Origin of the sequence: Streptomyces durmitorensis, assembly GCF_023498005.1 — a bacterium.
Classification (GTDB): Bacteria; Actinomycetota; Actinomycetes; order Streptomycetales; family Streptomycetaceae; genus Streptomyces; species Streptomyces durmitorensis.
Genome location: NZ_CP097289.1, coordinates 2335882 through 2360263, shown reverse-complemented (window position 1 = coordinate 2360263; position 24382 = coordinate 2335882). Strand labels below are relative to the sequence as shown.

Here is a 24382-nt window from a genome sequence, read left to right as displayed (position 1 = left end):
GGCATCCACCCATCGTGCCCCCTCGGCGCACGCAAGGGTATTGGTTCAGTAATGAACCGATGTAGTCCGGTGATGAACCGATGGCGGCTTGCAACGGTCTGCAACTCTCGCGAACAGCAGTGCGGCGGTCGAAGCTGATGACAACGCCGCTCAGGCGGTGTTCATGCTCCGCAACGGGGCTTGAGAGCGGGGGTGGTGCCGTGTCGGCGCAGCACCACCCCCGCGCTCCCGCTACTCGCCGCCGGGAGCGGCCCGCTCCACCACGGAGGCCAGATCGAGGGTGTGCGGCAGCGTCCCGAACGCCGAGCCCCAGTCCCCGCCGAGCCGCGAGGCACAGAACGCGTCGGGCACCTCCGGGGGCGCGTACCGCACGAGCAGCGAACCCTGGAGCACCAGCGCCATCCGCTCCACCAGCCGCCGCGCCCGCGCCTCGATGCCGTCCAGATCGGCCAGTTCGGTGAGCAGCCCCTTGATCGCGCCGTCCAGACGGTGATCGGCGCCGCGCGCGCGGCCGACCTCCTGGAGGAAGGCGTTCAGGGCCAGCGGCTCGCGTTGCAGCGCACGCAGCACGTCCAGGGCCTGTACGTTCCCCGAGCCCTCCCAGATCGAGTTGAGCGGCGACTCGCGAAGCAGCCGCGGCATCCCCGACTCCTCGACGTAGCCGTTGCCGCCGAGCACCTCGAGGGCCTCCACCACGAGCGGCGTGCAGCGCTTGGTCACCCAGTACTTCGCGGCGGGCACCGCGATCCGCAGGAACGCCCGCTCCTGCTCGCCCCCGTCGTCGTACGCCGCCGCGAGCCGCAGCGCGAGCGTCGTGGCCGCCTCCGACTCCAGGGCCAGATCCGCGAGGACGTTGCGCATCAGCGGCTTGTCGACGAGCTTGCCGCCGAACGCCTCCCGGTACGTGGCGTGGTGCACGGCCTGTGCGACGGCCTGCCGCATGATCGCCGCCGAGCCCACCACGCAGTCGAGCCGGGTGGCCGCCACCATCTCGATGATGGTGCGCACCCCGCGCCCTTCGTCGCCGACCTGGCGCGCCCACGTCCCGTCGAACTCGACCTCGCTCGACGCGTTCGACTTGTTGCCCAGTTTGTCCTTCAGGCGCTGAATGGCGAAGGCGTTCCGGGTGCCGTCCTCAAGAACACGCGGCACGAGAAAGCACGTAAGTCCCGCGTCGGTCTGCCCGAGCACGAGAAAGCCGTCGGACATGGGTGCGGAACAGAACCACTTGTGCCCCGTGAGTTCATAGGTGCCGTCCTCCGCGAGGGCGCGCGCACGCGTCGTATTCGTGCGCACATCGCTGCCGCCCTGTTTCTCCGTCATGCCCATCCCGAAGAGCACTCCGGCCTTCTGGGAAGCGGGCCGAAGACCTTCGTCGTAGACAAGAGAAGTGAGCCCCGGCTCCCACTCGGCGGCGAGCGCGGGATCGGTCCGCAGCGCGGGCACCGCCGCGTGCGTCATCGACAGGGGGCAGCCGTGCCCCGCCTCGACCTGCGTCCACACCAGGAATCCGGCAGCGCGCCGCAGATGACCGCCCGGCCGCGACCAGGCGGTCGTCAAGCCGTGCGAAACGGCCTTGCCGAGCAGCCGGTGCCACGAGGGATGGAAGGCGACTTCGTCGATGCGATTCCCATAGCGGTCATGGGTGTGCAGAACGGGCGGATTCTCATTGGCGAGCACTCCCCATTCCTGCGCCTGGGCCGATCCCGCCGTGCGCCCGAGTTCGGAGAGTTGCTCACGAGCGGTACCGAGAAGGGCGGGATCGAGATGCCGTTCGACTCCCTCTGCGAGAGCGCGGTCTGACGTAAAGACGTCATATCCCACCAGGGGCGGAGCCTGGTTGGTCACTGTGTGGGTGGTGGCTGCCATGCCGCTACGGTAAGGAGGTGCACCAGGCAAATGAAACACCCGGGAGGCCGTCCGGCCGCTGGCACCGGGCCCGCGCTCTCTACAGCAACGTCTCCAAGCGCAGGACTGCCTGGCTGCTGCTCAAGGACACGGTCAACTCGTGCGTGGAATACCGCATCCTCGGTCTCGCGGCCGAGGCGGCGTTCTTCACGCTCCTGTCCGTGCCGCCGCTGCTCCTGAGCCTGATCGGCCTTCTCGCGTACGTGGACCGCTGGACGGGCGCGAACACGATCGCCAGCGTCGAGAACAACATCCTTGAGGCGTCCCGCACGGTCCTCTCCGACAAGGGCGTCAGCCAGATCGCGCAGCCGATACTGGAGGACGTGATGCGGGTCGGCAGGCCCGACGTCATCTCGATCGGTTTCCTCTTCGCCCTGTGGTCGGGCTCGCGCGCCGTGAACGTCTTCATCGACACGATCACGGTCATGTACGGCCTGGACGGCGCACGCGGCATCGTCAAGACCCGGCTGCTGGCGTTCGGCCTGTTCATCGTGGCGCTGCTGATCGGTTCGGTGGCGCTGCCGCTGATGGTGGCGGGGCCCGACGCGGTGGTGAAGCTGGTGCCCGGTTCCACGACGGTGGTGCAGGTCCTGTACTGGCCGGTGGTGACGCTGCTGTCCGTGGTGTTCCTGACCACGCTGTACCACGTGTCAGTGCCGGTGCGCTCGCCCTGGGTGGAGGACATGCCCGGTGCGCTGATCGCCCTGGGGATGTGGGTCCTGGGGAGCTTCCTGCTCCGGATCTACCTGACGAGCACGGTCGAAGGGCCCACGATCTACGGCTCGTTGGCGGCGCCCGTCGCCGTGCTCCTGTGGATAGGCGTGTCGGCGTTCGCGGTCCTGGTGGGGGCCGCGGTGAACGCGGCGATCGACCGGGTGTGGCCCTCCGTCGCCACGGCGGCCGCGCGAGCGGCCAACGACCGGATCAGGGAGGCGCGTGCGGTGGAGGTGGTGGCCCGCGCGGCCGCCGCGCGGGAGGCTTCCGCGGACCCCGACGACCAGGACATGCCGTCCGAGTTCCCGGAGCGGTGGTCGCGTTTCCTTCCGCCGGACGATGTCTCCTCGCGCCTGCGGACGCATGTGAAGAAGAACGGGGGGGACGGGGAAGCACCGCCGGAGTAGGGCCTTTTCCGCCCCGCTCCGCAAACGCCGGAGGGCTGAATTTTCAGCCCTCCGGCGTTTGAGGAGGCCCCCGCGCAGCGGGTTTTCGGGAAAGGGTGGGGTTGGGGAAAATTCACGCCTTCCAGACGCCCGCCTCCGCATGCTCCCTGGCGAATTCGGCGAAGTCACGAGGCGCCCGCCCCAGTACCTCCCGCACCCCCTCGGAGAGATGCGCGTTGCGCCCGTCCAGATTCGTCTCGAACAGCTCGATCAGGAACTCCGTCTCCTCCTCCGGCACCCCGTACCCGGCGAGAGCACCCCCGTACTCCCTCGCCGATACGGGGACGTACCGGATCTCCCTCCCCGCGGCCGCCGCAATCTCGGCCACCGCGTCGCGGAACGACAACAGGCGCGGCCCCGACACCTCCACCACCCGTCCCGCGTAACCCGAGTCGGGACGGAGCACCGCCACCACCACGTCCGCGATGTCCCGCGTGTCGATGAACGGTTCGAGCACCTCCCCGCCGGGGAACACCAGTTCCCCTTCGCGCATGCTGTCGAGGAGATGGCCCTCGCTGAGGTTCTGGGCGAACCAACTCGCCCGTACGACGGTCCACTCCGCTCCGGACTCCCGCACCGCCCGCTCCGTGGGCTCCGCCTGGTCCTCGCCCCGTGCGGACAGGAGCACGATCCGCCGCACACCGAGCTCCACCGCCTGCCGGGCCAGCGCACCCACCGCATCGCCCGCGCCGGGCGCGCCGACGTCCGGCTGGTAGGCGAGGTACGCGGCGTCCGCGCCCCGCAGCGCGTCCTCCCACGTCGAGGGGTCGTACCAGTCGAACCGCACCGCGCCCGACCGCGAAGCGGCCCGCACCGTGTGGCCCGCCGCCTCGGCGGCCTCCGCGACCCGGCGTCCCGTCTTGCCGGAAGCGCCCGTGACCAACACCGTCATGCTCTGCGTGTTTACCGCGTTTTCTGTCATGCCTTCAGTGAACTGGCCCGCGCCACAAGGAGCCATCCGTCAGGGACTCACCCCCATACGCGTGCGTCTACGCTTCCGGTATGGACGTACTCGCAGGCTTGCTGGAGGGCCCCCGCGCGCGAGGAGCCTTCATGATCCGTGCGTGCTTCGACCCGGCCTGGTCCGTCCGCATCGCGGACGAGGCACCGCTCTCGGTCATGATCATGGTGCGGGGCACCGCCTGGATCGTGCCCGACCACGGCGAACCCCAGCTGATCCGCCCCGGAGACGTCGCCGTCGCGCGCGGCCCCGACCACTACACCGTCGCCGACGACCGGACGAGGAAGCCGCACGTCGAGATCCGGCCCGGCGAGCGCTGCGTCCCCCTCGGCGACACCCCGGCCGAGCAGTACCGCGACCTCGGCCGGCGGACCTGGGGCCAATCGCCCGACGCTGCCGCGGAGATGCTGATCGGCACCTACCAGGCGCGCGGCGAGATCACCGGACGGCTCCTCGACGCGCTGCCCCCGCTCCTGATCCTGCCCACCGAGGTGTGGGACTGCCCGCTCACCCCGCTGCTCGCCGACGAGATCGACAAGGACGAGCCGGGGCAGGACGTCGTGCTCGACCGGCTGCTCGACCTGCTGATGATCGCCACACTGCGCGCCTGGTTCTCCCGGCCCGAGGCGGAGGCCCCCGCCTGGTACCGGGCGATGGGCGACCCGGTCGTCGGGCAGGCGATCCGGCTGCTCCAGGACGACCCCGCGCACCCTTGGACCATCGCGGTGCTCGCCGCGAAGGCGGGGGTCTCGCGGGCCGCGCTCGCCCGGCGGTTCACCGAGCTCGTGGGCGAGCCGCCGATGGCGTACCTGACGGGCTGGCGGCTCGCGCTCGCCGCCGACCTGCTGCGGGACACCGAGCAGACGATCGCCGCGATCGCCCGCCGGGTCGGGTACGGCAGCGCGTTCGCGCTGTCCAGCGCCTTCAAGCGGGTGTACGGGGTCAGCCCGCAGGAGCACCGCTCACCGGCCGCGTAGCCCCCGGGCGGCGTAGCCTGGAAGGCGTGTCGCACGAGACCGTCGAGTACGCGGAGTGGCCGTCCCGGGTCCCGGGCGCGGTCCTGTGGACGCGTGCCGGCGGCAGCGCGGACCGCGCCGTGTACCCCGTGCTTCCCGACGGCTGCATGGACCTGCTGTGGACCGGCGGCAGGCTCCTGGTCGCGGGACCCGACACCCGCGCGTACCGTCCCGAGGCCAACCCCACCGCCCGGTACGTGGGCATCCGCTTCTATCCCGGCACCGCCCCCGCCTTCCTCGGCGTGCCCGCGCACGAGCTGCGCGACCGGCGCGTCGACCTCGCGGACCTGTGGCCGTCAGCCGACGCGCGCCGCCTGACCGAGCGCATGGACGCGGCCCGCGATCCGGCTGCCGTCCTGGAGTCCCTCGCCGTGGCGCGCGCGGGCGAGAACGAGCCGCCCGACCCGCTGCTCGCGCACGTCGTCAAGGCCCTGGAAGCGGGGCGGTCCATCGCGGCGACCGCCGACGAGGCGGGCATCAACGCCCGCCTCCTGCACCGGCGTTCCCTGGCCGCGTTCGGCTACGGACCCAAGACGCTGGCCCGCGTCCTGCGCCTGCAACGCGCCCTCGCCCTGGCCGGGGGAGGCCTGGCCTACGCGGAGACCGCGGTCGTCGCCGGCTTCGCCGACCAGGCCCATCTGGCGCGTGACGTCAAGGAGTTGGCGGGCATGCCGCTGAGCGAACTGCTCAGCCGGCGTCCGGACTAGGCAGCCGTACTAGGCAGGCGGGCCGGGCAGCGGCGCGAACAGGTCGACGCCGTTGCCGTCCGGGTCGAGGACCGAGGCGTACCGCTGGCCCCAGAAGGCGTCCCACGGCTCCAGCTCACCGTGATACCCGGCGCCGACCAGCTCCTCGTACGCCGCGTCGACACCCTCGGGGATCTCGCAGTGGAAGGCGAGCCCGATGCGGCCCGCGCTCTGCGGCGGCTCCCAGTTCTTGTCGAAGGAGCGGATGGTCTCCTCCGTGTCGAACGCGATGCGCAGACCGCCGGGGAGCGCCGCCTCGACGTGCGGCTGGCCCTCGGAGCCCTCGGGGAACTCCAGGCCGAGTCGGCGGTAGAAGGCGAGCGTGGCGGCCATGTCGGAGACGACGATGCCGACGAGATCGAAGCGGGGTGTGATGTTCGTGTTCATGCTCCGCAGCCTAGGCAGCCGCCGTCGGCCCGTCTTGAAGAAAACGGACCGCGCGCAGGGGCGCCGCACAAACGGACGCCGCGCCACTCCTTGCCGCCGCCCGCGCACGGTCGTACATGTGCAGGAGGTCCACAGCACGGGGGCGAGGGGAGCTGACCGCCATGTCCGCCACGTCCGCCGCCGTGCCCGCGTCGACCACGCTCGACAAGCACCCGGCAAGTCCGGTCCGTCTGGAGGTGCGGGACGACGACGAGGTGCTGTCCCGCTGGCTCTGGCTGGTGAAGTGGCTGCTCGTGATCCCGCACCACGTCGTCCTGTTGTTCCTCTGGATCGCCTTCCTGCTCGTCACCGTGGTCGCCTTCTTCGCGATCCTGATCACCGGCGGCTATCCGCGGGCGCTGTTCGACTTCAACGTCGGTGTGATGCGCTGGACTTGGCGCGTCGAGTACTACTCGTACGGATCACTCGGCACCGACCGCTATCCGCCCTTCGCGCTGCGGGACGTCGCCGACTACCCGGCCCACCTGGACATCGCCTACCCCGAGCACCTCTCCCGGGGACTCGTCCTCGTCAAGAGCTGGCTCCTGATCCTGCCGCAGCTCCTGGTGGTCGGTCTGTTCACGGGCGGCATGCGCGTCAACTTCGGCCTCGCCGGGATCATCGCCTTCTTCGCGGGCGTGTCCCTGCTCTTCACGGGCCGCTACCCCCGCGGCATGCACGAACTCAACGTCGGTCTGCACCGATGGGCCGCGCGCGTCCTGGCCTATGGCCTGCTGCTCACGGACGTGTACCCGCCGTTCCGCCTCGATCAGGGAGACCGGGAGCCCCTCGGCTGACTGTCCCGGTCCCCGAATCCTCGCTACGGTGGGTGCCATGGACTTGCCGAGCGACAACCGACTGGCGGCTGCCGTCGTGGCGCACCGCGGGCGTGTGCTGCTCGTGCGGCGCAGTGAGACAGAGCGGTTCCTGCCACGGGTGTGGGGCGTCCCCTGCGGGAAGCTGGAGCCCGGCGAGAGTCCGCTGGACGGCGTGCTGCGGGAGCTGAAGGAAGAGACCGGACTGCGCGGCGAGGTGCTGCGCAAGGTCGGCGAGTCGTCCTTCGTCAGCCGGTATCGCGGGCACGAGGTCAAGAACTGGCAGGACAACTTCCTGGTGCGGCCGTTGAGCCTGGACGTGTCGCTGCCGCACCCCGACCAGGACCACCGCTGGCTCGCCCCTGCCGACCTCGGAACGGTCGAGATCGACGACTACAACCTGGGCATCGTGCGGCAGGCGTTCAGCGGCTGAGCAGTTCCGCGAGCGACTCCAGCTCCGCCAGGTAGTCCTTCACGTCCATCGGCCGCTTGACGACCGCCTCCGCGCGGCCGCCCGAGCCGGTCGCGTCGGTCGCGTCGGCGAACACGTCCGTGTACCGCCGCCGCCCCGCACCCGTCTCCAGGAACAGGGTCACCGCCGTCCCCGCCGAGGCGCACCACGCGCGGTGCAGGGCGTACGACGGCAGTCCGTAGCCGCTGCCCGTGCCGTACTCCGCGGTCTGCGTGAGCCGCAGCCGCGCCGGGCCCGCCGGTTCCAGGAGCCAGTGGCCCTCCACGTCCGACAGGGACTCCCGGAACCAGGAGGCCGCGACGCCGCTCTCGCCCGGGTTCGCGGTGCTGCGCAGCGGCTCGTACAGCTCCATGCCGAGCCTGCCCCGCACCACGTAAGAGGCAAGCGGCGAGCGGTGGTTGTGGATGTCCTCGCGGCCCGCCGAGCGCGTGCCGGGGTGCCAGACGTGGGCGCGCAGCATGTGTCCAGGGCCGCCGTCGATCAGGAGCAGCTTGTCGAAGCCGAGTACATGGCGGTACGAGAGGAGCGCGCAGGCCGAGGGGGCGCCGACGCCCGTCGCGAGTTCGCGCACGAGGTCGAAGAGCCTCTCGGGGGAGCCGAGTTCGGCGACGACCGCACGCGCCGCCCGCACCAGCTGCTCCTCGGGCAGCGCCGCGTCCAGGGTCCCTTCGAGAAGATGCCGGGCCCTGTGGACGTGCCGACCACCCATGCGGTCACCCCTCCCCCTCGGTCGCGCGCGCCGCCGGGGATCATCCGCCCGGCTGATACATCCATACGGCATGGGCCCGCAGCGCCGAAAGCCCTTGATAGGTCATCCACATCGGGCGGCCGAGATCGTACCCGTCCCAGTTCCAGATCCCGTCGTCCTGCTGACGCCACACCGCGCCGACCGCGCCGGCCACCAGCGCGTGCCACGCGTCCTCGCGGCCCTCCTCCGACGCGATCTCCCAGGCGGCCGGCGTGAGCAGCGCCCGCATCATCCACGCCGCGGTGAAGTGCCGTACGGAGAGCACCTCTTGGCGCCAGGAGTCGACCGGATGCGGGCGGCGCACCTCCTCCTGGGTGTTGCGCAGGTCGGCGCAGTCCTCGTGGGCGGGGGCAGGGCAGGCGAGCAGCCAGCGGATGCCGTCCTCGCGTGCGGCGCGGGTGTTGCTGTCCTCGCCGAGCACGCGGGCCGCGCGATCGAGGGCGACCACCGCCTGCGCGGTGTGCACCGCCGACGGGCGCGTGACCGGGGCGCGCAGGGCGGGGCCCCAGCAGCGCCGGTGCTCCCGCAGGGGATCGGTGACCGTCCGGTCGACCAGCTCGGCCCGCAGCCGCGTGAGGTCGGGGGAGTCCGGGGCCGCGCGCAGCAGACCGCGCAGCATGGTGGTCACGACATGGGTCCTGCCGAGCCCGGACGGTTCGAGCTCCTCGGTGAAGTGCGCCGCGCACCGCGCCGCCTCCTCCGCGAGGCGCCCCGGATCCGCGCCCGCCCGCGCGAGCGCGCCGAGCACCAGGGCGGTCACCTCGGGGCGGGCCGTCGACCCCTGCGAGCGTGCGGCCCAGCCGCCGTCCGCGAGGCGGAGGCGCCACAGGGTCTCCACCAGTTCCGACGCCCTCAACCTGCCGTCGTGCACGCCGAGTTCGAGCACGATGTGCAGTCCGTACGCGGTGCCGGTCGGGGTTGGCCGCACCGGCAGCGTCGGCTCGTCGAGGGCGTGTGCCCAGCCGGTGAGGCGGCCGCTCCCGGGGGCGTCGACGGTGGCGAGTTCCGCGGTGAGCGTGGCATACGTGGCGGCGGCGAGCCGCGGGAAAGGGCCGGGGGCGGGCGCGGCCCGCGGCCCCGGAAGGGCGGGCCGCAGGGCGCTGTCGTCCGCGTCGGCCCTGGCCCGGATCAGCGCGGCGGCCAGCCAGGCGGCGACGCCCGTGCCGATGCCGCTGACCGCCGCGATCGCATAGCGGGCGGTGTCGCCGGAGATCGCGTCCGGCAACACGCCCACCAGGGACTGGAACACCGCGTACCCCGCGGCGGCGCAGCCGAAGCCGCCGAGCCAGCCCACGAACCGACCGGGGCGCGAGTCGCCCGGCGGGGGAGGAGGGGTGGACGGTGGCCTCAACGGACTGCGGCCCAGCCGCGGTTGTGACAAGGGGTGCTCCCTCCCCCCAAGGCGGCACGTGGTTCGACGGTGGCTTCCAGTCTAGTGCTGAGTCACCGGAAAACCCCGGTCAGGGCGAGGTTCGCCCCGGCGGAGGTCCTACCGGCGGCGGCACCTGGGGTGCGGCATCGCGGCGCGCGAAGGTGAACGCGAACTCGGCAGGCGCTGCGTGGAGTTGGTGCTGCGGCAGCACCCCTGGCCCACAGGACTGCGAGCCGATGCCGTGCTGCCCGTGGTCGAGATGGACCCAGACCGTGTCGCCGGGCACGAGATCCGTGCGGTGCGTGGCCGCGTCCAGCTGCTCGGTGGTCCAGCGGCGCGCCGTGAACCAGAAGGCCGGCTCCCCGGCCACGCGCACCCCTTCGCCGTCGAAGCCCGCCCGCAGCTCGGCCCAGCGGACGTCCGCTCGCGCTCCGTTCTCCTGCGGGCGCACGTAGGGGGTCTGCATCCGGTCGACCTGCATGAACCAGGTGCCGATGTCGGAAGCCGCCGCCGTGTCCGGATACGCCTCGCAGGGACCGCCGCCGAACCACTGCGCGACCCCGTACTCCGCCGGAAGGCCGAGCCGGATGCCGAGCCGGGGCAGCGGCACGGTCCACTCGCCCTCGGGCATCACGGACACGGCGAGGCGCAGCCGGGTGGCGTCGGAGGTCCAGCGGTAGACGGTGCGCAGGCCGATGTCGCGCGCGGCGGGCGCCACGCGGGTGCGGACGGTGAGCAATTCGTCCGTCAACTCGACGGCGTCCAGGCGGTGTTGCATGCGATGCAGGCCGAGCTCGCGCCAGACGAGCCCGTTGCGCTGCCCGCCCTGCCAGGAGGCTCCGTTGTCGTTGTCGGTGGGGGCGCGCCAGATGTCCAGGCGCGGCGCGCTGGTCAGGGGGATGTCGTTCAGGGTGTGCAGCTCGCCGGTGCGGGCGTCGAAGGTGCCGGGGCCGAGGGTGATGAAGTCCCCTTCGCGCTGAGGGCGTTCACCGGTCGCGGGTGGGATGGCGGGCCGTGGCGAGACGCGGAACTCGGCCCGCGCGACGCCGTGGTCCAGCTTCGTCCAGTTCGTCGTCGTGACGCCCACCATCGCCGCCAGATGCAGGAAGGTCTCGGCGTCGCGGCTGGCCAAGGGCGGGTCGGGCAGCTTCAGTTCGACGGATTCTCCGGGGCCGAGCTCCGGCGGCACGGCCAGCTCCCCGCCTTCGGAGGCCTCGTCGTCGCTGATGTACGTCCACTCGAAGGACAGATGGGAGAGGTCCGCGAAGTCGTGCAGATTGGTGACCCGGACCGTCCCCGCTCCCGCGTCGTACGCGAAGCCCACCGGCTGGATGACCCGCTTGTACGCCTCCAGCCCCGGCGACGGCATCCGGTCGGGGAAGACGAGGCCGTCGCAGACGAAGTTCCCGTCGTGCAGCTCCTCGCCGAAGTCGCCGCCGTAGGCGTAGCCGAACTCCGGGTGCGCGAGGCCGTGGTCGATCCACTCCCAGATGAAGCCGCCCTGATTGCGCTCATGGGCGTCGAACAGTGCCTGGTACTCGCTCAGGCCGCCGGGGCCGTTGCCCATCGCATGCCCGTACTCGCAGAGGATGAAGGGGAGGTGACGACGTGAGCGCGGGCCGTCCGTGTCCTCGCGTCGGCCGATGCGCTCGACCTCGGCGTGGTCGGCGTACATGCGCGAGTACATGTCGGTGTCCGCGCAGGTCGCGTCGCCCTCGTAGTGGATGAGGCGGTCGGCGTCGCGTGCGCGGATCCAGCGCGCCATGGCGGTCAGGCCGCGGCCGGTCCCGCACTCGTTGCCGAGGGACCAGATGATCACCGAAGCGTGGTTCTTGTCGCGCTCGACCATGCGGGCGGCGCGGTCGAGGAGGGCGGGTGTCCAGCGGTCGTCGTCGACGGGGTTGCCGCGCCACCCCTGCTCGGTGAAGCCGTGGGTCTCCAGGTCGCACTCGTCGATGACCCACAGGCCCAGCTCGTCGCAGAGGTCGAGGAAGGCGGGGTGCGGCGGATAGTGGCTGGTGCGCACGGCGTTGATGTTGTGCTGCTTCATCAGCAGGACGTCGGTGCGCATCGTGGCGAGGTCGAGCGCGCGGCCCGTCTGCGGGTGGAACTCGTGCCGGTTCACGCCGCGGAACAGGATCCGGCGGCCGTTGACCTTGATGACCCCGTCCTCGACGGCGACCGTACGGAAACCGATCCGCAGGGGGACGCGCTCGCCCGGCGTGGCGAGGACCCCGTCGTACAGGCGGGGTGTCTCGGCCGTCCAGGGCTCGACGTCCACCGTCACCGACTCACCCGTGGCGACATCGACGCCCAGCTCGGGCACGGTGACCCGGCCGTCCACGTCCGAGTCCACCCGCAGCGTCCCCGTCCCCGCGCGATGGTCGTACGAGGCGTGCGTGAAGAAGTCGAGCGCGCAGCCCTCGGGGCGGTGCAGCAGGGTCACGTCCCGGAAGATGCCGGGCAGCCACCACTGGTCCTGGTCCTCCAGATACGAACCGGAGGACCACTGGTGGACGCGGACCGCGAGGACATTGCCCGAGGGCTTCAGGAGGTGGCCGACCGTGAACTCGTGCGGAAGCCGGGAGCCCTTGAACTCGCCGAGCTCCGTGCCGTTCAGCCAGACGCGGGCGCAGGACTCGACGCCGTCGAAGCGCAGCGTCGCGCCGCCGATGGTCGTCGTGGGCCAGTCGTCCGGCAGGTCGAAGGTGCGCAGGTGGTCGCCGGTCGGGTTCTCGGTGGGGACGCGGGGCGGGTCGACCGGGAAGGGATAGACCATGTTGGTGTAGATGGGCGCGCCGTGCCCCTGCAACACCCAGTGTCCTGGCACCGCCACGGTGTCCCAGGCCCCGGCGTCGTAGCCGTCCGAGGCGAAGGAGTCGTCGGCGGTGTCGGCGGCCGGGGAGAGCCGGAAGCGCCAACTGCCGTTCAGGGAGAGGGAAGTGGCGTCCGACCGTGCGTACCACGCGCGGGGCGGGAGGCTGCCGGTGCCGGGGGATACGTCCTCAAGGTAGGGGAGCTCCATGGCTTCCATCAGACAGCGGGGAGGTGGGACGTCACAACCGTCACGCGGCGGGGGTTGTTGGATTCTCGGCGGCGGAGTTGGACGAAAGGTGCAGGGGCTGCGGATTTCGTCGTACGTCGTCGATGTGGCGGTTGTAATTCGTTGAGGTGTGGCATTTCGGGCGCGATATCGGTAGCTTGCGGAGGCGTGACCACCAGCAAGCAGCAGACCACGCTCCCGGAGACCGACCGCACCCGCCACAGGCGCCTGCGCGAACAGGGCAGCCTGAACCGCGCCGACCTCGAAGCGATCCTCGACGCCGGGTTCATCTGCCATCTGGGCGTCGTCGTCGACGGCCACCCCATGGTGGTGCCCACCGTCTACGGCCGCGACGACACCCAGCTGTATCTGCACGGCTCGGTCGCCAGCCGCAGCCTGGCCGCCGACCCCGAAGCGACGATATGCGTCACCGTCACCCACGTGGACGGCCTGATCCTGGCCCGCTCCGTCTTCGAGCACGGCGTCAACTACCGCAGCGCGATGATCTACGGCGTCCCGCGCAAGGTAACCGACCCGGACGAGAAGCTGACCGGCCTGCGCCTGCTCACCGAGCACGCGACCCCCGGCCAGTGGGACTACGCCCGGAGCCCCAGCCGCAAGGAACTCGCGGCGACGACCGTGCTCGCCCTCTCCCTGGAGGAGGCATCGGTCAAGACGAGCGTGGGCCCTCCGGACGACGGCGACGGGCCGGACGCCGAGCTCGGCATCTGGGCCGGGAACCTTCCCCTGACGGCCAGTTGGGGCACCCCGGTCGCCGACCCGCTGCTCCCGCCGGGCATCGCGGTCCCGCCGCACATCGCCGAGCGCGGCGGCACGCGGCACGGCTGATCAGGTCAAGGCTTGACGGAATCAGGCGTCCCGCAGCCGTGCGCCTTGGCCGAGCCTTCCGCGAAGGCCTTGAGCGCGGCGCGCTGATAGGCCCGGTCGGCGGGCGTGGGCTTGTCCTTCTGGTCCTGTTGGTACGAGGGGGAGTCGGACCCCGGCGGCTCGACGGTGAACAGGGCCCGCTCGCCGTCCTTCTCGCACGCCGCGCTCACCCAGTAGCCGCCCTCCGGGAGGCGGCCGGAGGGCGCCGCGCCGGGGATGCGGTCCTGCGCCAGGTAGTCGTAGCGGTCCTGATAGCGATACCGCTCGTCCTGCGCGTACGGGCCGTAGGAGGCGCTCAGCCGATAGTGCCCTCCCACGTCGTCGGTCGACCTCGCCACCGGAAGGCCGTCCCCCGTCACGGTCCCGGGCCCAAGGACACACACCTCGACCGGCGTCCCGCCGCGTGCGCCCTCCCACACCCGCGCGACCTCGGAGCCACGCCCCGGAACGCCCCGGCAGGACGCGGTGGCATCGGCAGGCGGCACCGCCTCGTCCGAGTTCACGGGCAGGGCCACCGTGCGCGGGGGCTTGCCCAGGCCGGCGTCGCAGCCCCAGTGGCCGGAGGCGTTCGCCGCCGTGGCGGTGGCGATCCGGGCGAAGGCGGTGCGCTGCCGGGGGTCGTCGAGGGGCACGCCCTCGTCCTCGGCGTCGACCGTGACCAGGAGCCCGCCACGGCCGCGCGCGCAGTCGAGCAGGACGGCGGTGGTGGCCGACGCCTTGCCGCCGCTCGACTCGTCCGCGGAGAAGACGCCGTTCCAGCCGGGGCCGACCGCGACCGGTGGCAGGGAGGAGTACACGTCCGGGTACACCCCGTCGTACTCGCCGGTGAAGTCCTCGCGCCGCCGCTCCCGTGCCGCAGAGCCGGTGTCGTCCTTCGCGACCCGCTCCGGCACCGCCCGCACGTTCACCTTCACCGCGCCGTGGCGCGTGGGCGCGCCCGTGTGGTGCTCGGTGTCGCGGGCGATCGTGCAGTCCACGCGCAGCGAGGCATCGCTCAGCGCGCCTTCCGCCCGGTCGCGCGTGTCGTCCTTGAACGGCCCCGCGCCCAGTACGTCACGTACTTCGGCGGCCGGGAGCACTCCGTCGCAGGCCCCGGCCACCAGGCGCTGCGCCACCCACCGGTCGTAGCCCCCGCTGAACCAGAAGTACCCGCCCGCCACCAGCGCGAGGGCGAGCAGCGCCCCGGCCGCCGTGGTGAGCTTCCTTCCCGCCCCGGACCGCCAGGTCAGCCCTGCCACTGCTCCACCTCTCCCATGATCTGCGTGTCACGGCAGTGCGAGCGCCGGGGCCAGCCGTCGTCCGCGGCCAGATAGCGGTCGAGCACGGCCCGCGCGTCCGCCGGGATCCGCCGCCATTCCTTCTTGTCCACGACGACCTCGTCCTGGTGTCGGAAGTCGAGGGCGGGCGTGACCGTGACCCGGTGGAACGTCGGCCCGCCGTCGCACACCGACCGCGCCCAGAGCGCGAGCAGCGGATCGTCGCCCGGCATGCCGAAGGTCAACTGGCCCTCGGGGCCCCGCTCATGGCGGCTCTGCTCGGTCCCGGGGACGTGACCGCTGCCGCTGAATCTCTCGTACGCGCCCGCCGCGAGGACACCGGACCAGCTCTCGGCGCCCGCCGCCTTGACCTTCAGATCGTCGGCCCAGCCCGCCGCGTCGTCCCACTGCCCGCCGCACGCACCGGCGCGCTCGCTGTACGCCGTGTCGTTCTCGTCGAACCGCCATGTGCCCCGCGCGAACTTCAGCGGCTTGGGGGAGAGCCAGTCGCACAGGGCGTCGGCGCTCCTCGGCTTCTCGGCATCGGCCAACGGCTCTGTTCCGCAGCCCTGTTCGCGGCTCACCCAGTCGGCGACCCGGACCGCGGTGCGGGACGCCAGGAGCCGGTCGGACTTGGGGATGTCGTACTCGCTGTCGGCGTGTGAGGGCAGGTCCACGGAGACGAGCAGATCCTTCGACGGCCGGACCCGACCGCTCAGCCCCTTCGGGCACTCGGTGAGCAGGGTGGCCGACACCTGGCTGCCGTCGAGCCGGTCCTCGCTGGAGCCCGTGCCGCCCAACGTGCCGCTCGGCAGGGGCAGTTCGAAGTCCCCGGCCGGTGCCTGGGCCTTGCCGAGCACGGCCTCGGCCCGGACCCGCACCTGCGCGTCGGGCTCAAGGCCGCCGGCGTCACCACCCCACGACAGCGTGCAGTCCAGCAGCGCCCTGCTCTGCTGCCGTGACGTCAGGAGCGTGCCGTACTCGTCCAGTACGCCCTCCGAGTCGTCCGGCACGAAGGAGCTCAGCTCCTCGGGGAGCAGGCCCGCGCAGGCCCGGTCCAGCTGGTCCCGGTTGGCGGCGATGCGTTCGTCACGCCCCTGCGACTGCGAGACGGCGATCCCGGTCCCGGTGGCCGCGAGCGCGAGGACCGCCACTCCGGCGACCACCAGCCACGTACGCCTCCGGACGGCACGCACCCTGGGCATGGCGCTCCCCTTCCCCCGCGAGCCACGTCAGACGACACGTTCAGATGACATGTCAAGATCAGAAGAGCGACGCTATCAACCGGGGGCGGGCCTCCCGGACGAGGGTCAGGCGAGCTTCAGTTCCCCGGAGATGACCCGCCGGGCCACTGAATCGAGGGACTCGCCCACGGCGTACGCCCGTGCCTGGATGAGGGCCAGGGCGTCATCGACCGATCTGCCCGTCTGCTGGGACAGCACGCCCGATGCCTGGTGGACCACGGCACGCAGATCCGTGCCGCCGTACAGGCCGGGGTCCGCGTCCGGGCCGAGCAGGACGGACCCGGTCAGCGCGTCGGCGACGGCGTCGAAAGCCCCGGCCCGGACGAGTTCGGGCAGGGGATCGAAGACGGTGAGTGCCCCGAGACAGCCACCGGGCACCCGCAGCGGCAGCGCGGCGACCGAGCTCAGGCCGAGGGCCGCGAGGCCGGAGCCATAGCCGGGCCAGCGCCTCTCCAGGTCCGCCCCCGACGCGTGGACCGCATGGCAGCTGCGGGTCGCGTCACGCCCGGGGCCCGAGGTCATGACGTACTCCAGATCCTGGGCGCCGCGCGAACGCCGGTCCGAGGCGGCGACCGCGAGCTGGTTCAGGTCCACCCCGACGAGCGTGAGTGCGGCGCTGAGGGTCCCGCAGGCCTCCGCGACCCCGGCCATGAACAAGGGGCCGCGATCGTCCTCGCCTCCTGCGCGCGGCGGATCCGCGCGGCCCGCCGACCATGCCCTGACGCGGCGGGCGTACGTCTCCTGCAGTCTGGCCGCCGTGCGATGCCGTTCCTCGACCGCGCGGTGCCGCTCCGCCATCTTCGCGTGGAACTCGCGTCCGGACTGCCGGTAGAGCCTCTCGTGCCGCTCGGCGGTCATCGATGCCAGCGCCGCGCGTTCGCCCGCCGTTACAGCACGCTGCCAGGCGGCGTCCGCCCGGCCGTCACCTGCGCGTGAACTGCCCTCCATGGCGCTCATGTTCACAGAATACGACTGGGGCCGTCAGCTGCCGTCCCCGTTGGCGAGGTCTTCCATCAGCAGGACGACGCCGCCGTTGTGGCCGTCGAACGGAGAACAGATGATCGAACAGTTGATTCTCCGCCCGATGCGGTTCACAGCGGGGATCGTCACCGGGCCCGCGCGCTTGCCGGATGCGACGCACTCCTGGATGATCCCGCGCAGGTCGTCGGTGGGGAGCCCGAAGTCCAGGGCGAAGAAGTGCTCGCCGAGCACCTCGTCGGGCCGAAGCCCCCACAGGTCGACCGCACCGCGGTTCCAGCTCTTGGCCCGCATGTCGGCGGAGAGCACCACCACCCCTGCCGCGATGCTGCTCACCACGCCCTCCAGGAAGGCGCGGGCCTCGTCCAGGTCAGTGGTGCGCAGGCGCATCTCGTCGTTCATGGTCTCGAGCTCTTCGTTGCCGGACTGGAGCTCTTCGTTCGTCGTCTCCAGCTCCTCGTTCGTGGACTGGAGCTCTTCGTTGGTGGTCTCCAGCTCCTCGATGCTCGACTGGAGTTCCTCGTTCGTCGTCTCCAGCTCCTCGTTCGTGGACTGGAGTTCCTCGTACGCGGTCTCCAGGTCTTCGCGTACGCGCTTGACCTCGGCCTTGAGCTGCATGGCCAGGGTGACGTCCGTGAAGGTGATGTTGGTGGCGACCGGCAGGCCGGGGCCGCTCGCGATCGGCTGGATGACGATGTCGAAGTACTGGATCTCGGTGCCGATGCGCCGCTCGGCACCGTTCACCCGCAGGGTCCGGCGCTCATGGACGGCCTGGTCGATCAGGGAGCGGAGCTCGGTGGGCCGGTAGGAGAGCTCCAGGTCCTGGAAGGGGCGTCCCACGTCATGGGTCGTGAGCCCGAACTGGGACCGGGCCTCGTTGTTGATCATCACCAGAATGCCGTCGCCGTCCAGGGCGACAGCGGCACCCGGAGCCGCGTCGAGGATCAGGTCGCGCAGCTGGCGGGTGCGGGTGGCCGCCTGCATCTCGATGCCCACACCGGGCCTGATCTTCACGGGAATCGAGGGGTAGGGAGCGGCGCTGCCGCCCGGCCGGCGCCGGAAGACGCGCTGGCGGATGCTGACCGCCTCGAACCGCTCACCGTCATTCAGGAGCATCTCGGCCTTGCCGAGGAAGAGGTAGCGGCCCTCGCGCAGGGCGAAGTGGAAGCGGTCGACGATCTGGGCCTGCGCCTCGACGTTGAAGTACATCAGGGCGTTGCGGCAGACGAGGAGGTCAAGGCGGGAGATCGGGGCGTCGCGGGTGATGTCATGGCGTCCGAAGATCACCCGGCGCCGCAGGTCGGGGCGGAAGACGTAGTGGTTGTCATGCTGCTCGAAGTACTTGTCACGCAGCTCGACCGCGAGCGATTCGAGGCTCTTTTCCGGGTACTGCCCGGCGCGTGCGTCGCGCAGAGCCTCCTCGTCGACGTCCGTGGCGTAGATCTTGACGCGGTTCAGGCTCTCCTCGATGCCGAGCGCCTCCGCGAAGATGATGGCCAGGGAGTACGCCTCCTCGCCGCTGGAACAGCCCGCGCTCCACACCCGGATCTCGTCGTCGGCACCCAGGTCCGCGATCAGCTCCGGCACCACCTCACGCTGGAGAAGCTCCCAGGCCTCCGGGTCGCGGAACATCGAGGTGACGTTGATCAGGATGGTGTTGAAGAGGGTGCGGAACTCCACCGCGTCGGTCTCGAGCACATCGCGGTAGTCGGCGTAGTCACGCGTGCCGACGTCGTCCATCCGCTTGCGGATGCGGCGGCCGAGGGTGGACCGCTTGTAGCCGGTGAAGTCGAATCCGCGCGAGTCGCGAATGAAGCCGAGCAGGTCCTCAAGACCCTGGTCGACAGCCGGGTCGGGCGCGCGCTCGGATTGTCCGGCTCGCGGCTCGGCGCCTTCATCGGTACCGGCGCCGGACGACTCACTCATCACTGCCTCTTGTCCTCGACAAGTCCGCGGACCGCCGCGGCGATTTTCTCAAGACGGAGCACGAAGTCCGCTGCTCCCGTGGCGACCGCCGCCTGGGGCATCCCCGCGAACTGCGCGGTCTCCGGATCCTCGACGATCACGGTGCCGCCCCGGTGCTTGACCGCGGCCACGCCCGTAGCGCCGTCCACGCCCGTGCCGGTCAGGACGCAGACGATGGCCCTCGACCCGTACGATTCGGCCACCGACTCGAAGAGCAGGTCGCCGGAGGGGCGCACGAAGTGCACGGGGTCCGTGCTCGTCAGGGCGAGAACCCCGTCGGGCCCCACGAGGAGGTGCAGGCCGGGCGGCGCGATGTACACCGTCCCCGGCTCTATGCGCTCCTGGTCCTCCGCCAGCTTCACCGCCAGCTCCGTGCGGCGCGAGAGCACTTCGGGGAGGAGGGTCCTGTGGCGCGGATCGAGGTGCTGGACCACGAGCACGGGCACGGGAAGGTCGGGTCCCAGGCGGCTCAGGAGGGCTACCAGGCCTTGGATGCCACCGGCTGATGACGCGACAGCCACGACGGCGTACGGCCTTGAAGTGTGCTGTTCCGACATCACGTGACGAGCCTAGCCGCTGGCGGTCCGGCAAGCTGCACATGGATGGCCGGGCCCTGACCCTTGTCGGCGGTCCGGGCATCTGCTTGACTCCGCCCGCCCAGCACGCCAGAAGATCAGAAGACCAGAAGGTCCAGTACGTCAGTAGATCCAGAACACCAGAACGCCACATCGCCAACGCACCGGCGGAGGACGCCATGGAGATCACCCGCAGACGCCTGTTGTCCGCTCTCTCGGCCGCCGGTCTCCTGGCGGTGCTCCCCACGCTGCCGGTGAGCGCCGCGGAGGCCGCCGCCGACAGCGCGCGGCTCCTGGCCAACACCGTGGGGATCTTCGCGGGGACCGCCGAGTCCAACGCGCGCCCCGAGACGGCCGCCAAGCTGGCCGCCGTCGCCAAGACCGCCCGGACGAACCTGAAGGCGATGGACGACGCGGGCGACGGCGAGCTCTTCGACGGCCTGGTGCTCGGCACGGACGACGCCAACCTCAACACGGCCTACAGACGCCTGTACGAGATCGCCCTCGCCACCCGCACCCCGGGCACCCCCTCCGACCTCCACGACAACACCGCCGTGCAGCGCCGCGTCATCGACGGTCTGGTCTGGCTGCACGAGCGCCACTACGGCGACCAGTCCAAGGGCTATTACGGCAACTGGTTCAACTGGGAGATCGGCATCTCCCAGTCCGTCAGCAAGACCCTCGTACTCCTCGTCGACGAAGTGCGGACCTACAAGCCCGGCCTCATCGCCACCTACGTCGCCTCGATGGACGCCTATCTGCGCAACGGCACCGACGGGGACGTGAACCTCGACTCGCGCTTCCACACCGGCGCCAACCTCGCCGACATCACCACCAACCGGATCCTTCAGGGCGCGCTCATCGGCGAGGGCGGCGAGGCCCGCATCCGCAAGGCGCTCACCGACCAGCTGACGGTCTTCGTCACCATCGACCCCTACCACCTCGACCACGGTGTGACGGACGGCTATTACGCGGACGGCTCCTTCATCCAGCACGCCTCCGTCGCATACACGGGCTCGTACGGAAAAGGCCTGCTCACCCGCGTGGTGCAGACCCTCAAGATCCTTGACGGCACAGGCTTCGCACACGGCGAGGAGCTGGTGCCGACCGTCCGGAGATGGGTGCGCGACGGCTTCGCGCCGGTCATCTTCGAGGGCTGGATGATGGAGATCGTCAAGGGGCGCGCGGTGTCGCGGCCGGACGGCGGCTACACCGACGTCGCGGTCGTCGTCGAGGCCGTCGTCGACCTCTCCTCGCTGGCGAGCGGCGCCGACGCCACCGCGCTCAAGAGCTACGTCAAGCACATCCGCTCGACCTCGCGCGCCGCCCTCAACCCCACCGGCTTCGTCTCACCCATCAGCATCGTGCGCTACACCGACATCATCGGCGACGCCTCGGTGCCGCCCGCGGACCTGAACCCGGCCTCGCGCAGCGTCGCCTTCAACGCCATGGACAAGACCGTCCACCGCAGACCGGGCTACGCCTTCGCCCTCGCGCGCAGCTCCGACCGGATCAGCAAGTACGAGTACATGAACGGCGAGAACCTCATGCCGTGGTTCCAGGGAGACGGTGCGTACTACCTCTATCTCTCCGGCCAGGACCAGACGCAGGCATACGGGGTCGACTACTTCACCACGGTCTCTCCGTACGGCCTCGCGGGCGTGACGGCGCCGGTCGAGCAGCGCAGGACGGTCCCCGACCTGTACGGGAAGCCGTACTACGACAACCCGGGCCATCCGCTGAACTTCACTTCCTCCTCCGAGTCGCAGAACAAGTACGTCTACTTCCCGCGCGGCACCAACCAGTACTCCGGGGGCGCGGTCCTCGGGACGTACGGCGCGGCCGGGGCCGTGCAGTCCAGCGATGTCGCCTTCCGCGACCGGGAGTTGCTGCCGGACGACTTCGTGGTCCACCGGGGCGCGACGGCCACGAAGTCGTGGTTCCTGCTCGACGAGGAGATCGTGGTGCTCGCCGCGGGGGTGGGCGACGGTGCGGGGCGGGCCGTGACGACGACGGTCGACGCGCGGACCGCGGCGCCGGGCGACCAGGTCTCCGTGACGGGGGAGCTGCGTGACGGCACCCCGTGGAAGGGCGCGGGCACGGGTGACCTGCGGTGGCTGCGCCACGCCAACGCCACGCAGCGCACCTCCGTCGGCTACGTCTTCCTGGACACCCCGAAGGTGCGGGTCACCCTGGACGAGGTCACTCGCAGCCGCCGGGTCGTGCGCACCGCGAACCCGGACACCCCGGTGACGCGCAGGGTCCTTGGCGTGACGGTGGACCGGGTGGCCGGGGCGAAGCCTGTCTCCCTCGCCTACGCACTGGTGCCGAACGCGGGCGAGGCGGGGCTGAGGGCCTACCGGAGCGGGCGGCCGCTGAAGGTCCTCTCGAACACGGTGCGGCTACAGGCGGTCAGCCACGCGGGCCTCGGTCTGACCGCGGCGAACAGCTTCACCTCAGGCCGCCATGAGGCCGCGGGGCTGCGGATCGAGGGCCCCGCATCGGTCCTCGTACGGCGCGAGCGGCGCGGCCCGACCACCGTGGCGGTGTCCGATCCGACGATGGACCGCGACAGGGTGAGCGTGCTGCTCCGCGGCCGTGCGCTGCGGAAGGTCACGGCCGACGAGGGGGTGCGCGTGCGCCGGGTCCGGGGCGGGACCCGGATCGACGTCGACACCCGGCACGCCTACGGACGCAGCTTCACGGTGACGCTGCGCGAATAGGGCACCCGGCGGGGCGACCTCGCCGGTGCGGCATGATGCCGGGATGCCTGATCCACGGGGGCAGTCCAGTGCGTCCTGACGCTGCTGCTGCGCGGCAGCGTCAGGACGCTGCTGCTCGGCGTCTGCGTGATGCGCGCCGCCGACGCGGGCCGCCCCGGCCCGGTCCGCGTCCTGCACCGCTGGCTCGCCGGTCTGTGCTGGCTGCCGCTCCAGCCCTGGTAGGGGCTCCGGGAGAACTTCGGCGGCAGCACGGAGAACTCGGTGCGCAAGAGCTGGACGGGCGAGCTCTACGACACCGCCATCGCCGGGCTCCGCTCCGTGCTGAGCCCGAGGAGCGTTCAGGAGTCGTCGACGCTGACGGTCACGGCCTGCACCGGGCAGGCCCGCACGGCCTCACGCACCAGGGGGTCGCCGCCCCCGTCCTCGCGGCCGGGGAGCACCTCGCTGAAGCCGTCGTCGTCCTGGGTGAAGACGCTCGGTGCGGTGAGTGCGCACATGCCCGCCCCCACGCACCGCTCGGATTCGACATGGACCCGCACGCTCATGTCCTGCCCTCTCTCGCCGCTGTCTCGTCCATCTCCTACCAAATGACGGGGAGTTCGAGCATCCCCTGGATCGTGTCGCCCGGCTTGAACGGAATCTCCCGCGCGGGCACGGCCAGGCGGAGCTCCGGCAGCCGGTCGAAGAGCGTCCGCAGGGCGATCTCGATCTCGGCGCGGGCGAGGTTCTGGCCGAGGCACTGGTGAATGCCGAACCCGAAGGCCAGGTGGTGGCGGTTTTCGCGGTGGAAGTCCAGTTCCTCCGGCGTCTCGTAGGCCGAGCCGTCACGGTTGATGAGGGAGGTGGAGAAGATGACGCCGTCGTCCGCGCGAATGGTGCTGCCCGCGACGTCGATGTCCTCCTTCGCCACCCGCAGCATTCCGTCCGCGATGGACAGGAAGCGCAGCAGCTCCTCGACCACCGCGGGCATCAACGACCGCTCGGTACGCAGTTCGGCGAGCTGCTGCGGGTGCTGAAGGAGGGTGAACGTACCCAGGGAGATCATGTTCGCCGTGGTCTCGTGCCCCGCGACCAGCAGGATCGTGGCCAGGCTGACCAGCTCCTCGCGGTCGAGCGCGCCCTCGGCGAGCTGTCGGTGGATGAGCTCGTCGAGGAGCCCGTCCCCGGGCTCCCGGCGCTTGCTCTCGATCAACGCGTGGAAATACGCGTCCAGTTCGTCCCGCGCCCGCTCGGTGTCCTCGGCGCGGGGGCCGCGCAGCAGCCGGCGTGACTGCTCCTCGAAGAACTCGTGATCGGCGTAGGGCACGCCGAGCAGGGCGCAGATCACCATGGACGGAACCGGCAGCGCGAACGCGCCGACCAGCTCGGCCGGAGCCCCCTTCGTGATCATGGTGTTGATGAGCCGGTCGACCGTCTCCTGGATGCGCGGCCGCAGCGCGGCGATCCGCTTGACCGAGAAACTGGGGATGAGCATGCGGCGCTGCGCGTTGTGCTCGGGGTCGTCGACGCCGAGCAGGGCGATACGGCGGTTGCGTACGTTCGCGAAGCGCTCGGTGGGCGCCGGGAACGCCTCGTTCTCGCGGTCGGTGGAAAGGCGCGGGTCGACGAGCAGGTCACGGGCCGTCCCCTGCCCGGTGACCACCCACACGGAACGCCCGTCGAACAGCCGGACCCGGGAGAGCGGCCGGGCCTCGCGGAGCGGTTCGTACGCCTTTGGCGGGCGGTAGGGGCAGGTGCGGTCCTGCGGGAAGGCGACTGATTCGGACGCGACTGATTCCGTCATGGACTTACCTCACAAGCGGAGGGGCTCCCTTTACCTGTTCCAGTAGATGCCTGGGGCATCTACTTGGTCCACGGCAAACCAAGCCAGAAAGCGAGCGGTCCAGCGGTCGAATCTGGCCGGAATCACCCCCTCCGCTCAACCTTTCTGCGTCGGCGGCCTCCGGCCGGCCCCGGTCGGCTCCGGAGCACGCGGGGCGTACGGTCGCGCCGTGGGGGCGTGCGGTTCGTGGGTACGCTTGTCCGGCGTGTGCCGAGGGCAGGTGTTCGGTGTGCGACCCCTTGGGGGATTCGAAGGGATCCCCGC

The 24382-nt window shown here is 71.1% G+C and carries 20 protein-coding genes; 7 read left to right on the top strand and 13 right to left on the bottom strand.

Annotated elements, in window-relative coordinates; all coding sequences use genetic code 11:
• Positions 1–231 precede the first annotated feature (231 nt).
• Positions 232–1869, bottom strand: coding sequence for an acyl-CoA dehydrogenase family protein (locus M4V62_RS10750; RefSeq protein WP_249587019.1), 1638 nt, complete (start codon positions 1867–1869; stop codon positions 232–234).
• 17 nt (positions 1870–1886) lie between these two features.
• Here M4V62_RS10750 and M4V62_RS10745 point away from each other — a divergent pair, with 17 nt between their 5' ends.
• On the top strand, positions 1887–3029 hold the full coding sequence (locus M4V62_RS10745; RefSeq protein WP_249587018.1) for a YihY/virulence factor BrkB family protein: 1143 nt from the start codon (positions 1887–1889) through the stop codon (positions 3027–3029).
• Positions 3030–3141: 112 nt separating this feature from the next.
• On the opposite strand, the gene M4V62_RS10740 is transcribed toward M4V62_RS10745, so the two are convergent.
• Positions 3142–3990 carry an SDR family oxidoreductase gene (locus M4V62_RS10740; protein WP_249587017.1) on the bottom strand — a complete coding sequence of 283 codons (849 nt, stop codon included), beginning with the start codon at positions 3988–3990 and terminating at the stop codon, positions 3142–3144.
• Positions 3991–4070: 80 nt separating this feature from the next.
• Between M4V62_RS10740 and M4V62_RS10735 the strand changes: the two genes are divergently transcribed.
• Together M4V62_RS10735 and M4V62_RS10730 are read left to right on the top strand one after the other, a co-directional pair.
• Positions 4071–5006, top strand: coding sequence for an AraC family transcriptional regulator (locus M4V62_RS10735; RefSeq protein ID WP_249587016.1), 936 nt, complete (start codon positions 4071–4073; stop codon positions 5004–5006).
• 26 nt (positions 5007–5032) lie between these two features.
• Complete coding sequence (locus tag M4V62_RS10730) at positions 5033–5752, top strand: DUF6597 domain-containing transcriptional factor (protein ID WP_249587015.1); 720 nt, start codon at positions 5033–5035, stop codon at positions 5750–5752.
• 9 nt (positions 5753–5761) lie between these two features.
• Here M4V62_RS10730 and M4V62_RS10725 read toward each other — a convergent pair whose 3' ends face one another.
• Positions 5762–6178, bottom strand: a complete 417-nt coding sequence (locus M4V62_RS10725) for a VOC family protein (protein WP_249587014.1) — start codon at positions 6176–6178, stop codon at positions 5762–5764.
• A gap of 161 nt (positions 6179–6339) precedes the next feature.
• Between M4V62_RS10725 and M4V62_RS10720 the strand changes: the two genes are divergently transcribed.
• Together M4V62_RS10720 and M4V62_RS10715 are read left to right on the top strand one after the other, a co-directional pair.
• The gene (locus tag M4V62_RS10720; protein WP_249587013.1) at positions 6340–7014 is read left to right on the top strand and encodes a DUF4389 domain-containing protein; all 675 of its coding nucleotides are present in this window, start codon (positions 6340–6342) and stop codon (positions 7012–7014) included.
• A 37-nt stretch (positions 7015–7051) separates the two neighbouring features.
• Complete coding sequence (locus M4V62_RS10715; protein ID WP_249587012.1) at positions 7052–7465, top strand: NUDIX hydrolase; 414 nt, start codon at positions 7052–7054, stop codon at positions 7463–7465.
• On the opposite strand, the gene M4V62_RS10710 is transcribed toward M4V62_RS10715, so the two are convergent.
• The 3 genes from M4V62_RS10710 to M4V62_RS10700 form a co-directional block, all read right to left on the bottom strand.
• Positions 7455–8213 (bottom strand): hypothetical protein, encoded by a 759-nt coding sequence (locus M4V62_RS10710; RefSeq protein ID WP_249587011.1) that lies wholly within the window; start codon positions 8211–8213, stop codon positions 7455–7457. The genes M4V62_RS10715 and M4V62_RS10710 overlap by 11 nt on opposite strands.
• Before the next feature lie 40 nt (positions 8214–8253).
• Positions 8254–9546, bottom strand: coding sequence for a hypothetical protein (locus M4V62_RS10705; protein WP_249587010.1), 1293 nt, complete (start codon positions 9544–9546; stop codon positions 8254–8256).
• Positions 9547–9712: 166 nt separating this feature from the next.
• Positions 9713–12649: a glycoside hydrolase family 2 TIM barrel-domain containing protein gene (locus M4V62_RS10700; RefSeq protein ID WP_249587009.1), complete on the bottom strand. Its 2937-nt coding sequence runs from the start codon at positions 12647–12649 to the stop codon at positions 9713–9715.
• 186 nt (positions 12650–12835) lie between these two features.
• On the opposite strand from M4V62_RS10700, the gene M4V62_RS10695 reads away from it, so the two are divergent.
• Positions 12836–13516: a pyridoxamine 5'-phosphate oxidase family protein gene (locus tag M4V62_RS10695; RefSeq protein ID WP_249587008.1), complete on the top strand. Its 681-nt coding sequence runs from the start codon at positions 12836–12838 to the stop codon at positions 13514–13516.
• Positions 13517–13521: 5 nt separating this feature from the next.
• Here M4V62_RS10695 and M4V62_RS10690 read toward each other — a convergent pair whose 3' ends face one another.
• The 5 genes from M4V62_RS10690 to M4V62_RS10670 all read right to left on the bottom strand — a co-directional run bounded on the left by M4V62_RS10690 (position 13522) and on the right by M4V62_RS10670 (position 19555).
• Complete coding sequence (locus tag M4V62_RS10690) at positions 13522–14793, bottom strand: hypothetical protein (protein WP_249587007.1); 1272 nt, start codon at positions 14791–14793, stop codon at positions 13522–13524.
• Positions 14781–16016 carry a hypothetical protein gene (locus tag M4V62_RS10685; protein ID WP_249587006.1) on the bottom strand — a complete coding sequence of 412 codons (1236 nt, stop codon included), beginning with the start codon at positions 16014–16016 and terminating at the stop codon, positions 14781–14783. Before M4V62_RS10685 ends, M4V62_RS10690 begins: the two co-directional genes overlap by 13 nt.
• Positions 16017–16121: 105 nt before the next feature.
• Positions 16122–17012, bottom strand: a complete 891-nt coding sequence (locus tag M4V62_RS10680; RefSeq protein WP_249587005.1) for an ANTAR domain-containing protein — start codon at positions 17010–17012, stop codon at positions 16122–16124.
• Between the two features lie 24 nt (positions 17013–17036).
• Positions 17037–18959, bottom strand: a complete 1923-nt coding sequence (locus tag M4V62_RS10675) for a CheR family methyltransferase (protein WP_249587004.1) — start codon at positions 18957–18959, stop codon at positions 17037–17039.
• Positions 18959–19555 (bottom strand): chemotaxis protein CheB, encoded by a 597-nt coding sequence (locus tag M4V62_RS10670; RefSeq protein WP_249592781.1) that lies wholly within the window; start codon positions 19553–19555, stop codon positions 18959–18961. Before M4V62_RS10670 ends, M4V62_RS10675 begins: the two co-directional genes overlap by 1 nt.
• Before the next feature lie 197 nt (positions 19556–19752).
• Here M4V62_RS10670 and M4V62_RS10665 point away from each other — a divergent pair, with 197 nt between their 5' ends.
• Positions 19753–22296, top strand: a complete 2544-nt coding sequence (locus M4V62_RS10665; RefSeq protein ID WP_249587003.1) for a polysaccharide lyase family 8 super-sandwich domain-containing protein — start codon at positions 19753–19755, stop codon at positions 22294–22296.
• Between the two features lie 338 nt (positions 22297–22634).
• Here the strand turns inward: M4V62_RS10665 and M4V62_RS10660 are convergent, their stop codons facing one another.
• The gene (locus M4V62_RS10660) at positions 22635–22841 is read right to left on the bottom strand and encodes a ferredoxin (RefSeq protein WP_425575004.1); all 207 of its coding nucleotides are present in this window, start codon (positions 22839–22841) and stop codon (positions 22635–22637) included.
• 35 nt (positions 22842–22876) lie between these two features.
• Positions 22877–24079 (bottom strand): cytochrome P450, encoded by a 1203-nt coding sequence (locus M4V62_RS10655; RefSeq protein WP_249587002.1) that lies wholly within the window; start codon positions 24077–24079, stop codon positions 22877–22879.
• Between the last annotated feature and the right edge of the window lie 303 nt (positions 24080–24382).